The organism is Pseudomonas sp. GW823-FHT06E10 (assembly GCF_058794995.1).
This window is the reverse complement of sequence record NZ_JBXAHJ010000001.1, coordinates 221,177-233,683: the sequence shown is the minus strand read 5'-3', so window position 1 is coordinate 233,683 and position 12,507 is coordinate 221,177. Positions and strand designations below refer to the sequence as shown.

General features: G+C 61.1%; 12 protein-coding genes. 9 read left to right on the top strand and 3 right to left on the bottom strand.

The genetic code is table 11. The features are described from left to right. Positions 1–68: 68 nt before the first annotated feature. A complete protein-coding gene (locus tag AC1Q6Y_RS01055) occupies positions 69–995 on the top strand; it encodes an SdiA-regulated domain-containing protein (protein ID WP_492623923.1) in 927 nt (308 codons plus the stop codon). Between the two features lie 107 nt (positions 996–1,102). Then, positions 1,103–2,020, top strand: a complete 918-nt coding sequence (locus AC1Q6Y_RS01050; RefSeq protein ID WP_150813767.1) for an SdiA-regulated domain-containing protein — start codon at positions 1,103–1,105, stop codon at positions 2,018–2,020. A gap of 160 nt (positions 2,021–2,180) precedes the next feature. On the opposite strand, the gene rpiA is transcribed toward AC1Q6Y_RS01050, so the two are convergent. Then, positions 2,181–2,855: a ribose-5-phosphate isomerase RpiA gene (gene rpiA, locus AC1Q6Y_RS01045; protein ID WP_046039153.1), complete on the bottom strand. Its 675-nt coding sequence runs from the start codon at positions 2,853–2,855 to the stop codon at positions 2,181–2,183. 267 nt (positions 2,856–3,122) lie between these two features. Here rpiA and ilvA point away from each other — a divergent pair, with 267 nt between their 5' ends. Both ilvA and AC1Q6Y_RS01035 read left to right on the top strand, forming a co-directional pair. Beyond that, positions 3,123–4,637 (top strand): threonine ammonia-lyase, biosynthetic, encoded by a 1,515-nt coding sequence (gene ilvA, locus AC1Q6Y_RS01040; RefSeq protein WP_057712867.1) that lies wholly within the window; start codon positions 3,123–3,125, stop codon positions 4,635–4,637. Between the two features lie 40 nt (positions 4,638–4,677). Further along, positions 4,678–5,103, top strand: a complete 426-nt coding sequence (locus tag AC1Q6Y_RS01035; protein WP_057712868.1) for a DUF2269 domain-containing protein — start codon at positions 4,678–4,680, stop codon at positions 5,101–5,103. A gap of 106 nt (positions 5,104–5,209) precedes the next feature. Here AC1Q6Y_RS01035 and AC1Q6Y_RS01030 read toward each other — a convergent pair whose 3' ends face one another. Further along, the gene (locus AC1Q6Y_RS01030) at positions 5,210–5,866 is read right to left on the bottom strand and encodes a histidinol-phosphatase (protein ID WP_492623922.1); all 657 of its coding nucleotides are present in this window, start codon (positions 5,864–5,866) and stop codon (positions 5,210–5,212) included. Positions 5,867–6,009: 143 nt separating this feature from the next. Here AC1Q6Y_RS01030 and AC1Q6Y_RS01025 point away from each other — a divergent pair, with 143 nt between their 5' ends. Together AC1Q6Y_RS01025 and ptsP are read left to right on the top strand one after the other, a co-directional pair. Continuing rightward, on the top strand, positions 6,010–6,489 hold the full coding sequence (locus AC1Q6Y_RS01025) for an RNA pyrophosphohydrolase (RefSeq protein WP_053163553.1): 480 nt from the start codon (positions 6,010–6,012) through the stop codon (positions 6,487–6,489). A 22-nt stretch (positions 6,490–6,511) separates the two neighbouring features. Further along, complete coding sequence (gene ptsP, locus AC1Q6Y_RS01020; RefSeq protein ID WP_057712870.1) at positions 6,512–8,791, top strand: phosphoenolpyruvate--protein phosphotransferase; 2,280 nt, start codon at positions 6,512–6,514, stop codon at positions 8,789–8,791. Between the two features lie 114 nt (positions 8,792–8,905). On the opposite strand, the gene AC1Q6Y_RS01015 is transcribed toward ptsP, so the two are convergent. Next, positions 8,906–9,652, bottom strand: coding sequence for an NRDE family protein (locus tag AC1Q6Y_RS01015; protein ID WP_489339413.1), 747 nt, complete (start codon positions 9,650–9,652; stop codon positions 8,906–8,908). Positions 9,653–9,785: 133 nt separating this feature from the next. Between AC1Q6Y_RS01015 and AC1Q6Y_RS01010 the strand changes: the two genes are divergently transcribed. From AC1Q6Y_RS01010 to AC1Q6Y_RS01000, 3 genes are all read left to right on the top strand, one after another. After that, the gene (locus AC1Q6Y_RS01010; protein WP_057712872.1) at positions 9,786–10,568 is read left to right on the top strand and encodes a sulfite exporter TauE/SafE family protein; all 783 of its coding nucleotides are present in this window, start codon (positions 9,786–9,788) and stop codon (positions 10,566–10,568) included. 97 nt (positions 10,569–10,665) lie between these two features. Then, positions 10,666–11,472 (top strand): prolipoprotein diacylglyceryl transferase, encoded by an 807-nt coding sequence (gene lgt, locus AC1Q6Y_RS01005; RefSeq protein WP_492623921.1) that lies wholly within the window; start codon positions 10,666–10,668, stop codon positions 11,470–11,472. Positions 11,473–11,521: 49 nt separating this feature from the next. Next, on the top strand, positions 11,522–12,493 hold the full coding sequence (locus tag AC1Q6Y_RS01000) for a thymidylate synthase (protein WP_492623920.1): 972 nt from the start codon (positions 11,522–11,524) through the stop codon (positions 12,491–12,493). Positions 12,494–12,507 lie beyond the last annotated feature (14 nt).

The window sequence follows — 12,507 nt, the reverse complement described above, 5'->3', positions numbered from 1 at the left end:
TTCGGCCTCTGAGCCGGCCCCAAACTGTGCTATTACCCCTAGCCTGAATTTCTGGAACGCATTCCCCGATGGCCACTTCTCCGCTTTCCACGCTTGAACCTGTCCGCCGTTCGCGCTTCGCCCTGCGTTGGCACACCTGGCTGTTGCTGGTGGCTGTTGTCGCCTACGGCGTTGCATTCGCCATGCACTGGGATTCGCGGGGCGTGCTCTGGGTGAAGGAACAATTCAAGAGCCCGGCCGAGCGCCAGGCGAGCATCTGGCTGCCGGACTATCGTGCGGTGATCGATGCCAAGCCGTTGCCGGGCATGGAGAAGGATGAAGCATCGGACATGGTCTACGACCCTCAGACCAAGACTCTGTTTTCGGTCATGGGCAAGAACCCGTTCCTGGTCGAATTGAACTTGCAGGGCGATGTGCTGCGCAAAATGCCGTTGGTGGGCTGGAGCAACCCTGAGGGCGTCACCGTGCTGGGCGACGGCCGGCTGGCCATTGTCGATGAGCGCGAGCATCTGATCGCTATCGTCAAGGTCGATGCCGATACCCGCGAATTGAATATGGCCGACTTCCCGAAATACGACCTCGGGCCTTCCAGCGACCAGAACAAGGCGTTCGAGGGTGTCACCTGGGACCCGAGCAATCAGCAACTGCTGCTGGGCGAAGAGCGCCCGCCGGCATTGTTTGCCTGGAAAGGTGACGGCAAGGTCCTGACCGGCGACAAGCTGAAGCTGGCCAGCCATGCACTGGACATGCGCAACCTGTCTGCCTTGGCCGTCGACCCGCGGACTGGCCACATGCTGGTGTTGTCTGCCGACTCGCACCTGTTGCTGGAGCTGGACAAGAAGGGTGAGCGGGTCAGTTTCATCACCCTGCTGCGTGGCTTCAACGGCCTGAAAAATACCATTCCCCGTGCCGAAGGCGTGACCATGGATGAATCGGGCACGCTGTACATGGTGAGTGAGCCGAACCTGTTTTATCGCTTCGAAAAACAGAAGTAACCAACGCCTGCGCTGATTGCCTGTACGTAAAAGGCCGGCGGCCATTAAGCTTCAGTTCAGACGGGCGTGATATTTCATCCGCCTGTTTTGACCCCGAGCCCACCCGAATGCGTCGATTTGCCCGCCCCAAATCCCTGATCCTGATCCTGTCGGTGATCTTGCTGATCGCATTGATAGCGATCGCCCAGTACATGCGCCTGTTCGAGCGTACCTGGTTCAATCTGCATACGCTGTGGCAGCCGGTAAGTTCCCGGTCCATGGGCCTGGACCAATACCAGGTCGTGACCGAGGCGCAGGTGATCGATGGCCTGGCCGACAACGTTTCAGCGCTGACCTACGACCCGGTACGCAAAAGCCTGTTCACCGTCACCAACAAACGAAGCGAGCTGATCGAGTTGTCCCTCGACGGCAGGATCTTGCGTCGTGTGGCGCTGGTCGGTTTCGGCGATCCGGAGGCGGTGGAGTTCATCAGCGAAGATATCTACGTGGTCACTGACGAAAGTCAGCAGCGGCTGATCAAGATTCGTCTGGAGCAGGACACCACTTTCGTTGATGCGGCAGATGCCGAGCAGATGACCATTGGCGTTCACATGGGCGGCAACAAGGGCTTCGAGGGCTTGGCTTACGATTCAGTGGGCAAGCGCCTGTTCGTCGCCAAGGAGCGCAACCCGATGCTGATCTACGAGGTGCACGGTTTTCCGCGCTTCAATCCTGAAGAATCCTACTCGGTGCACGTGATCAACGACCCCAAGCGTGATGCCGGGATGTTCGTGCGGGATCTGTCGAGCCTGCAATACGATGAGCGCAGCGGGCATTTGCTGGCGCTGTCGGATGAGTCGCGATTGATTCTGGAGCTGGATGTGGATGGGCGGCCGCTGAGCACAATGTCATTGAGCAAGGGGCGCCAGGGCCTGCAAAAAACCGTGCCGCAAGCGGAGGGGATCGCCGTGGACGACGACGGTACGCTGTACATCGTCAGCGAGCCGAACCTGTTCTACGTGTTCAAGAAACCCACGCAACTCTAATCAAAACCACAAAACACTGTGGGAGCGAGCTTGCTCGCGATAGCGGTCTGTCATTCAGCATCTCAGTCGACTGACACGGCCTCATCGTCGGAACGCCGCCCGGAGCAAGCTCGCTCCCACAGGTTTTTTCATCTGCCCACAAAAGTGTGGGTGGTCCAGGTTACTCAGCGCGCAGGGTCTTCACGCCTTCGCTGGTCCCCAGCAACAACAGATCCGCCGGACGTGCCGCGAACAAACCGTTGGTGACCACGCCGACGATCGCATTGATCTGTGTCTCCAGCTCCACCGGATTGGTGATCTGCATGTTGAACACGTCGAGGATGATGTTGCCGTTGTCGGTCAGCACGCCTTCGCGGTAAACCGGGTCGCCGCCGAGCTTCACCAGTTCGCGGGCCACGTGGCTGCGGGCCATCGGGATCACTTCCACCGGCAGCGGGAAAGTACCGAGGACCGGCACCAGTTTGCTGGCGTCGGCGATGCAGATGAAGGTCTTGGCCACGGCCGCGACAATCTTCTCGCGGGTCAGGGCAGCGCCGCCGCCCTTGATCAGGTTCAGGTGCTCGTCGCTTTCATCGGCGCCGTCGACGTAGAACTCCAGATCGCTGACGGTGTTCAGTTCGTACACCGGAATCCCGTGGCCCTTGAGACGCGCGGCGGTGGCTTCGGAACTGGCGACGGCGCCGTCGAATGCGCCCTTGTGCTTGGCCAGCGCGTCGATGAAGCAGTTGGCGGTGGAGCCGGTGCCGACCCCGACGATGCTCTTGTCGTCGAGTTTCGGAAGGATGAAGTCGACGGCGGCCTGAGCCACTGCCTGTTTGAGTTGATCCTGGTTCATGCGGGCTCCGGGGTGCCTGGGAGGGGACGAAAGGCCGGCATTATAGGCTTCGGGGCGGGGAAGGTCATTGCCCGATTGGCAGGTCGTGACTGTTCCCTGTAGGAGCGAGCCTGCTCGCGATGGTCGTGAACGATAACGCGTAAAACCGGACAGCCAGCGGCGCCCTCGAGTTTTTCGCGAGCAGGCTCGCTCCTACAGGGTGGTCGCACGCCTGAAAGCCGGGTTAGACTCCTTGGTCATGCCCAACCCGCTCAGTGATGCTTTCCGATGCTTGAACAGTACGTCAAAAAGATCCTCACCTCGCGCGTTTATGACGTTGCCGTAGAAACTCCGTTGCAGTCTGCCCGCCAGCTCTCCGAGCGGCTGGGCAACAGCATTTGGCTCAAGCGCGAAGACTTGCAGCCGGTGTTCTCGTTCAAGATTCGCGGCGCCTACAACAAGTTGACCCAGTTGAGCGACGAAGAGCGCGCTCGCGGCGTGGTCACCGCGTCGGCCGGCAACCATGCTCAGGGCCTGGCCCTGGCGGCGAAGGTGTTGGGCGTGAAAGCGACCATCGTCATGCCCAAGACCACCCCGGAGATCAAGGTCGAAGGCGTGCGCTCCCGTGGCGGCAAAGTGGTGCTGCACGGCGACTCGTTCCCGGAAGCCCTGGCCTACTCGCTGAAACTGGTCGACGAAAAAGGCTACGTCTACATTCACCCGTACGACGATCCCCACACCATTGCCGGGCAGGGCACCGTGGCGATGGAGATTCTGCGCCAGCACCCGCAGCCATTGGATGCGATTTTCGTCCCGGTGGGTGGCGGCGGCCTGATCGCCGGCATCGCGGCGTACGTGAAGTACCTGCGCCCGGACATCAAGATCATCGGCGTCGAACCGGATGACTCCAATTGCCTGCAAGCGGCCATGGCGGCCGGCGAGCGCGTGGTACTGCCGACCGTAGGCCTCTTCGCCGACGGTGTTGCGGTGGCCCAGATCGGTCAGCACACCTTTGACATCTGCAAAGACCATGTCGACGAAGTGATCACCGTCAGCACCGATGAAATCTGCGCCGCCATCAAGGATATCTACGACGATACCCGCTCGATCACCGAACCTGCCGGCGCCTTGGGCGTGGCCGGGATCAAGAAGTATGTCGAGCAGCGCGGCGTCAGCGGCCAGACCTTCGTGGCCATCGACTCCGGGGCCAACGTCAACTTCGATCGCCTGCGCCACGTCGCCGAGCGTGCGGAGCTGGGCGAGGGCCGCGAAGCGATCATCGCCGTGACCATTCCCGAGAAACCGGGCAGCTTCAAGGCGTTCTGCGAGGCCATAGGCAAGCGCCAGATCACCGAATTCAACTACCGCTACAACACCGGCAGCGAAGCGCACATCTTTGTCGGCGTGCAGACCCACCCGGAAAACGACCCGCGCAGCGCGCTGATCGCCAGCCTGAGCGAGCAGGGTTTCCCGGTGCTGGACCTGACCGACAACGAACTGGCCAAGCTGCACATCCGCCACATGGTCGGCGGGCGTGCGGCGCATGTGGTCGACGAAGTGATTCTGCGTTTCGAATTCCCGGAGCGTCCGGGCGCGCTGTTCAACTTCCTCAACAAGCTGGGCGGGCGTTGGAACATCTCAATGTTCCACTACCGCAACCATGGCGCGGCGGATGGCCGGGTCGTCGCGGGCCTGCAGGTGCCCCACGACGAGCGCCACCTGGTGCCGGCCGCGCTGGAAGAAATCGGTTACCCGTACTGGGACGAAAGCGACAACCCGGCCTATCAGCTGTTTCTTGGCTGAACGGCTACGCTGACGGGCAAGGCAATAAGGAAATCTGACAATGGAAACGTTAACTGCTCTGAAAGCGGCGCACATGGTGGCAACAGTTGTACTGCTGGCTTGTGCGCTGGGGCTGGGAGTCTGGGTTTTGCTGGCGCGGCGCAAGGGTGACGCGACGGCGGGTAGTCGCACCTTGCAGCGGCCAAGGGTGTTTGTCTGGCTGCTGATGGGCCTGGCGCTACTGAGCATGCCGTTTACCGGCTGGTGGATGGTGCACCTGGTGGGCTGGCCGCTGGGGCAGACCTGGTTGCTGGCCTCCAGCGTGTTGTACACCGTGGCGGCGCTGGCGTGGTTCTGGCTGCTGGTGCGGCTCAACAAACTGCGCAAGACACCGGGTGGCGTGGGGAAATTCACCTTTGCCTTGGCGTTGTTCAGCTTTGTCTGCTTTGTCGCCATTGCGGGGTTGATGGGCGCCAAGCCTGTGTAGGAGCGAGCTTGCTCGCGAAAAACTTAAGATCGCCGCGGGGCATCAGGTGCCCCGCGTTATCGTTAACGACCATCGCGAGCAAGCTCGCTCCTACAGTAAGGGGGCATCAGCCACGCAGGCTGATCACCGGCCAGCCACGCTTCTCGGCCTCGGCCCGCAGGTTCGGATCCGGATCGACCGCCACCGGATGGGTCACCTGCTCCAGCAACGGAAAATCATTCATCGAATCGCTATAGAAGTAGCTGTCTTCCAGCGTAAACCCGGTTTCCTCCAGCCAGCGATTCAAGCGCGTTACCTTGCCCTCGCGGAAGCACGGCACGTCGGTGCTGCGTCCGGTGTAGCGGCCATCGACCATTTCGCATTCTGTGGCGATCAGGGTTTCGACCCCCAGGCGCTCGGCAATGGGGCCTGTGACGAAGCGGTTGGTCGCCGTGATGATCACCAGTTTGTCGCCGGCATCGCGGTGCTTCTTCAGCAGCTCAAGCCCCTTGGGCAGCACGATCGGTTCGATGCAGTCGCGCATGTAATCGCTGTGCCACTGATCCAGCGTGGCCATTTCGGTGCGGCCGAGTACTTCCAGGCAGAAGTTCAGGTAAGCAGCGTTATCCAGTTTGCCGGCCAGGTAATCCTGGTAGAACGCATCGTTGCGAGTCTTGTAGGCGATGGCGTCGAGAAAGCCGCGCTCGCACAGGTAATCGCCCCAGGCGTGATCGCTGTCACCGCCCAGAAGGGTGTTGTCCAAATCGAATAAAGCCAGGCGCATTGCAGTTACCCGCTGAAAAGTCAGTAAAAAGGCGACAAGAATACGGTCTTTTCACAAGAGTGCACATAAGGTAGGAACCTTCGTTGCCGCCTTCACAACCTTTGTGGAACAATGCGGCGACATGCGTTTGCGAGGTTGTTGCCGTGATCGACCCCGATGGTTTTCGCCCCAATGTCGGGATCATTCTGACGAATGACGCCGGCCAGGTGCTATGGGCTCGCCGAATCAATCAAGATGCCTGGCAGTTTCCGCAGGGGGGAATCAACCCCGAAGAGACGCCGGAAGACGCCTTGTACCGCGAGCTGAACGAAGAAGTAGGCCTTGAGCGCGAAGATGTTGAAATTCTCGCCTGCACCCGGGGCTGGTTGCGCTATCGTTTGCCGCAACGTCTGGTACGTACCCACAGCCAACCGCTGTGCATCGGCCAGAAACAGAAATGGTTTCTCCTGCGCCTGGTCTCCAACGAGCAGCGGGTGCGGATGGATTTGACCGGTAAACCGGAATTCGATGGCTGGCGCTGGGTCAGCTATTGGTATCCGTTGGGCCAGGTGGTGACATTCAAGCGCGAGGTGTATCGACGCGCTCTCAAAGAGCTTGCCCCGCGCCTTTTAGCGCGCGACTGACGACGGAGTTCGACCCCGAGCCATGCTCAATACGCTGCGCAAGATCGTCCAGGAAGTTAACTCCGCCAAGGATCTCAAGGCGGCGTTGGGGATTATTGTGTTGCGCGTCAAAGAGGCCATGGGCAGCCAGGTCTGCTCGGTCTACCTGCTTGATCCGGAGACCAACCGGTTCGTACTGATGGCCACCGAGGGCTTGAACAAGCGCTCGATCGGCAAGGTCAGCATGGCCCCCAACGAAGGTCTGGTGGGTCTGGTCGGCACGCGTGAAGAACCCCTGAACCTCGAAAACGCCGCGGACCACCCGCGCTATCGCTACTTCGCCGAAACCGGTGAAGAGCGTTTCGCTTCGTTCCTCGGGGCGCCGATCATCCACCACCGTCGCGTCGTCGGCGTGTTGGTCATCCAGCAAAAAGAGCGTCGCCAGTTCGATGAAGGGGAAGAAGCCTTCCTCGTGACCATGAGCGCGCAGTTGGCCGGCGTTATCGCCCATGCCGAGGCCACAGGCTCCATCCGTGGCCTGGGTCGTCAGGGCAAGGGCATCCAGGAAGCCAAGTTCGTCGGCGTGCCGGGCTCACCGGGTGCCGCGGTCGGTACTGCGGTGGTCATGCTGCCGCCCGCTGACCTGGACGTGGTGCCGGACAAGACCATCACCGACATCGACGCTGAACTGGGGCTGTTCAAGACCGCCATCGAGGGCGTGCGCGCCGACATGCGCACCTTGTCCGCCAAGCTTGCCACGCAGTTGCGCCCGGAAGAGCGGGCCTTGTTCGACGTCTACCTGATGATGCTCGACGATGCTGCGCTGGGCAGCGAAGTGACCACCGTGATCAAGACCGGCCAGTGGGCCCAGGGCGCGTTGCGCCAGGTGGTCACCGATCACGTCAACCGTTTCGAATTGATGGACGACGCTTACCTGCGCGAGCGTGCATCCGACGTCAAGGATCTCGGTCGTCGTTTGCTGGCTTATTTGCAGGAAGAGCGTCAGCAAACCCTGGTCTATCCCGACAACACCATTCTGGTCAGCGAAGAACTGACGCCGGCGATGCTCGGCGAGGTGCCGGAAGGCAAGCTGGCCGGCCTGGTGTCAGTACTCGGTTCCGGTAACTCCCACGTCGCGATCCTGGCCCGCGCCATGGGCATCCCGACCGTGATGGGCCTGGTCGACCTGCCGTACTCCAAGGTCGACGGCATCCAGATGATCGTCGACGGCTACCACGGCGAGGTCTACACCAACCCGAGTGAAGTGCTGCGCAAGCAGTTCGCCGAGGTGGTCGAGGAAGAGAAACAACTGGCCCTCGGACTGGATGCGCTGCGCGATCTGCCATGCGTGACGGTCGATGGCCACCGCATGCCGCTGTGGGTCAACACCGGCCTGCTGGCGGATGTGGCGCGTGCGCAGAAGCGTGGTGCCGAAGGCGTGGGCCTGTACCGCACCGAAGTGCCGTTCATGATCAACCAGCGTTTCCCGAGCGAAAAGGAACAACTGGCGATCTACCGCGAGCAACTGTCTGCGTTTCACCCGCAACCCGTCACCATGCGTACCCTGGACATCGGCGGCGACAAGTCACTGTCGTACTTCCCGATCAAGGAAGATAACCCGTTCCTCGGCTGGCGCGGCATTCGCGTCACCCTCGACCACCCGGAAATCTTCCTGGTGCAGACCCGTGCCATGCTCAAGGCCAGCGAAGGCCTGAACAACTTGCGGATTCTGCTGCCGATGATCTCCGGCACCCATGAATTGGAAGAAGCGCTGCACCTGATCCACCGCGCCTGGGGCGAAGTACGCGACGAAGGCTGCGACGTGCCGATGCCGCCGATTGGCGTGATGATCGAGATTCCGGCGGCGGTGTACCAGACCAAAGAACTGGCGCGGCAAGTGGATTTCCTGTCGGTCGGTTCCAACGACCTGACCCAGTACCTGCTGGCCGTGGACCGCAACAACCCGCGAGTGGCCGACCTCTACGATTACCTGCACCCGGCGGTGCTTCAGGCGCTGCAGAACGTGGTGCGTGATGCCCACGCCGAAGGCAAGCCAGTGAGCATCTGCGGTGAAATGGCCGGTGATCCGGCGGCGGCGGTGCTGTTGATGGCGATGGGGTTCGACAGCCTGTCGATGAACGCCACCAACTTGCCGAAAGTGAAGTGGATGCTGCGCCAGATCAACCTGAGCAAGGCCAGGGAATTGCTGGCTGAGCTAATGACCATCGATAACCCGCAAGTGATTCACAGCTCGTTGCAGCTGGCGCTGAAGAACCTCGGGTTGGCGCGGATGATCAATCCGGCAGCAATCAAGCCCCTCTAAAACGCTGATGGTCCCATCGCGAGCAAGCTCGCTCCCACACTGGATCTGTGAACGCCGCAAATCCCCTGTGGGAGCGAGCTTGCTCGCGATGAGGCCTGTGCTGGCAACACAAAACTAAAGCCTGATCTCCACTTCCCCAAGATGCCCGCCATACGGCCCGAAACTCCTTTCGACCATATGCAGCGCCCCATCCGCCTGCACAATCAACGCCGTACTCGCCCGCGTTCCATAACTCTGGCTGGCAATGAACACGCTCGACAACAACGTTTCGGTGACCAGCCCCACTCCGGTATCCGGCAACTCGGCAAACGGCGCGGTCTGCGCATCGCTCAATAACGCCAGCAGCGCCTGAGGCTGCGGATCATCCAGCACCTCGCTCAATGCAGCCTTGGCCTTGAGCAGCTTCGGCCACGGCGTATCCAGCCCGGCGTTCGACACGCCGTAGACTCCCGGTTGCAGCATTACGGCTTCCGATTCCCGGGCGTTGAAGTGCCAGAGCTCGTTCCTGTTGCCAACCAGTAGATTGAAACCGCCATATTCAGGCGAACGTCTGACAACGTCGGCCAAATAGTCATCAATCGAGCAATCGCCCTCGAGGAATCGCGCGACCAGCTCCCCACGAGACTTGCGTCCAGGCGGTCGAAGGGGATCGCGGATGTTGGTCAGCGCCGCAAATCGTCCGTTGGCACCGACACCGAGCCAGGTGCCACCGGCCTCGAGGTCGCGCCCGGCATGCACATGCGGGGCTTCGGGCCATGGCGCCAGGGGCAGGCTGGGGCGGGCGTAGAATTCATCGCGATTGGCCGCCACGACCAGCGGCTGGGCATGACCCGGTCGCCAGGCAAAAACAATCAGGCACATCAGGCTGTCCTTGTGTGTTTTTTGCTCACTCTACGCAGACATCGCTCATCGATCCATCGCCTTGCGCAGTGGAGCTTGAGGCCATGCATCCGTTACCATGCCGCTCCGGTTTTGGGGATGCGGGCGGGACGACATGGAATTTCTGCTCTATCTGGCGCTCGGCGCCTGTGCAGGTGTACTCGCCGGGCTGTTTGGCGTGGGCGGCGGGATCATCATCGTCCCGGTGCTGGTGTTCAGCTTCAAGGCCCAAGGGTTCGATCCGTCGATCCTCACGCACCTGGCGGTGGGTACCTCCCTGGCGACGATCATCTTTACCTCGGTCAACGCGGTACGCGAGCATCATCGCCGTGGCGCCGTGCGTTGGCCGATCTTCATGTGGATGACCGTCGGCATTCTGGTCGGTGCCGGGTTTGGCGCGCTGACGGCCGAAGCGATTTCCGGCCCCAACCTGCAGAAGCTCATTGGTGTTTTCGCCTTGGTGATCGCCGCTCAGCTGGCGCTTGAGGTCAAACCCAAGGCCAGCCGAACCGTGCCGGGCAAACTCGGTCTGACCGTGGCCGGCAGCGTGATTGGCTGGGCTTCGGCGATTTTCGGCATTGGCGGCGGTTCGTTGACCGTGCCATTCCTGACCTGGCGCAGTGTGCCGATGCAGCAAGCCGTGGCCACTTCATCGGCCTGCGGTCTGCCGATTGCCCTGGCCAGTGCATTAAGTTTCATGATTCTGGGCTGGCACGATCCGTTGCTCCCGGCCCATAGTCTCGGTTTCATTTATTTGCCGGCGTTGCTGGGCGTTGCCCTGACCAGCATGGTGTTCGCCCGCTTGGGCGCGCGATTGGCCCACAGGTTGTCGCCGAGGTTGCTGAAACGGCTGTTTGCCGCTTTGCTGTTCTGCGTCGGCCTGAACTTTCTAGTCTGAAGCATCTGCTCTGACGGGCAGCGCAATCCTGGCTTAATCCTGAGGTGGCAGCGTCGCCCGGGAATTTTTAAGATTTGAACTCTAACGAGGAGTCGCAATGCTGCCTTACCCGCAGATCGACCCGGTGGCCCTGGCCATCGGTCCGCTGAAAATCCACTGGTACGGTCTGATGTACCTGATCGGCATCGGCGGCGCCTGGCTGCTGGCCTCCCGCCGGTTGAACCGCTTCGACCCGACCTGGACCAAGGAAAAACTCTCCGACATGGTGTTCTGGATGTCGATGGGGGTGATTGTCGGCGGGCGCTTGGGTTATGTGCTGTTCTACGATCTGGGCGCCTATCTGGCCAACCCGACGCTGATCTTCGAAGTGTGGAAGGGCGGTATGTCGTTCCACGGCGGTTTCATCGGCGTGATGCTGGCGGCATTGTGGTTCGGCAAGAAGAACAACAAGTCGTTCTTCCAGCTGATGGATTTCGTTGCGCCGATGGTGCCGATTGGCCTGGGCGCCGGGCGTATCGGCAACTTCATCAACGCCGAGTTGTGGGGCAAGGCAACCGACGTGCCGTGGGCGATGGTCTTTCCGACCGATCCGGCGCAACTGGCGCGTCATCCGTCGCAGCTGTACCAGTTCGCCCTCGAAGGCGTGGCACTGTTCCTGATCCTGTGGCTGTTCTCGCGCAAGCCGCGGCCGACCATGGCGGTATCGGGGATGTTCGCGCTGTTCTATGGCATCTTCCGTTTCATCGTCGAGTTCGTCCGCGTACCGGACGCCCAGTTGGGCTATCTGGCCTGGAACTGGCTGACCATGGGCCAGGTGCTGTGCGTACCGATGATCGTCGGCGGGCTGTTCCTGATCTGGCTGGCGTATCACCGCGCCCCGGCGACTCCAGCGGCAGCCGAATAAAATTCGAACCCCGCAGCGATGGTTGCGGGTTCAAGGACACAGGTAATTCATGAAGCAATATCTCGAACTGGTCGCCCACGTCATCAAGAACGGCACCAAACAGGCCAATCGTACCGGCGTGAACACCATCAGTTTTCCCGGTGCGATGCTGCGTTATGACCTGCAGGAAGGTTTCCCGGCGATTACCACGCGCAAGATGGCGTTCAAATCGGCCATCGGCGAAATGTGCGGATTCCTGCGTGGCGTAAATAACGCTGCCGAATTCCGCGCCCTGGGCTGCAAGGTCTGGGACCAGAACGCCAACGAAAACGCCCAGTGGCTGGCCAACCCGTTCCGCCAGGGCGAAGACGACCTCGGCGAAATCTACGGCGTGCAATGGCGCAAATGGCCGGCGTACAAGCAGATTCCGCTCAGCAACCCGGCTGCCATCGAGCAGACCCTGAGCCAGGGTTATCGCCAGATTGCCGAAGGCGAGGAAGACGGTCAGGCCTACGTGGTGCTGTACAAGGCCATCGACCAGGTTCGCCAGTGCGTCGACACCATCATCAAGGACCCGGGCAGCCGTCGCATCCTGTTCCACGGCTGGAACTGCGCCCAGCTCGATGAAATGGCCTTGCCGCCGTGCCACTTGCTGTATCAGTTCCACCCGAATGTCGAGACCAGGGAGATTTCCCTGACCCTCTACATCCGCTCCAACGACCTGGGCCTGGGCACGCCGTTCAACCTCGCCGAAGGCGCTGCGCTGCTGAGCCTGATCGGTCGCCTGACCGGCTACACGCCGCGCTGGTTCACCTATTTCATCGGTGATGCCCACGTCTACGAAAACCACCTGGACATGCTCAACGAACAGCTCAAGCGCGAGCCGTTCCCGATGCCGAAACTGGTGATTTCCGACCGTGTGCCGGAGTTTGCCAAGACGGGTGTTTACCAGCCGGAATGGCTGGAGCTGGTGGAACCGGGCGATTTCTCGCTGGAAGGCTACGAACACCACGCGCCGATGACCGCGCCGATGGCGGTCTGACGCTTCACGCCATC

What these genes read in the sequence shown, in the direction of transcription:
- ptsP (WP_057712870.1), top strand. Translation starts at nt 6,512, where the DNA reads ATGCTCAATACGCTGCGCAAGATCGTCCAGGAAGTTAACTCCGCCAAG.
- AC1Q6Y_RS01035 (WP_057712868.1), top strand. Translation starts at nt 4,678, where the DNA reads ATGGAAACGTTAACTGCTCTGAAAGCGGCGCACATGGTGGCAACAGTT.
- AC1Q6Y_RS01015 (WP_489339413.1), bottom strand. Translation starts at nt 9,652, where the DNA reads ATGTGCCTGATTGTTTTTGCCTGGCGACCGGGTCATGCCCAGCCGCTG.
- AC1Q6Y_RS01055 (WP_492623923.1), top strand. Translation starts at nt 69, where the DNA reads ATGGCCACTTCTCCGCTTTCCACGCTTGAACCTGTCCGCCGTTCGCGC.
- AC1Q6Y_RS01010 (WP_057712872.1), top strand. Translation starts at nt 9,786, where the DNA reads ATGGAATTTCTGCTCTATCTGGCGCTCGGCGCCTGTGCAGGTGTACTC.
- AC1Q6Y_RS01000 (WP_492623920.1), top strand. Translation starts at nt 11,522, where the DNA reads ATGAAGCAATATCTCGAACTGGTCGCCCACGTCATCAAGAACGGCACC.
- AC1Q6Y_RS01030 (WP_492623922.1), bottom strand. Translation starts at nt 5,866, where the DNA reads ATGCGCCTGGCTTTATTCGATTTGGACAACACCCTTCTGGGCGGTGAC.
- ilvA (WP_057712867.1), top strand. Translation starts at nt 3,123, where the DNA reads ATGCTTGAACAGTACGTCAAAAAGATCCTCACCTCGCGCGTTTATGAC.
- rpiA (WP_046039153.1), bottom strand. Translation starts at nt 2,855, where the DNA reads ATGAACCAGGATCAACTCAAACAGGCAGTGGCTCAGGCCGCCGTCGAC.
- AC1Q6Y_RS01050 (WP_150813767.1), top strand. Translation starts at nt 1,103, where the DNA reads ATGCGTCGATTTGCCCGCCCCAAATCCCTGATCCTGATCCTGTCGGTG.
- lgt (WP_492623921.1), top strand. Translation starts at nt 10,666, where the DNA reads ATGCTGCCTTACCCGCAGATCGACCCGGTGGCCCTGGCCATCGGTCCG.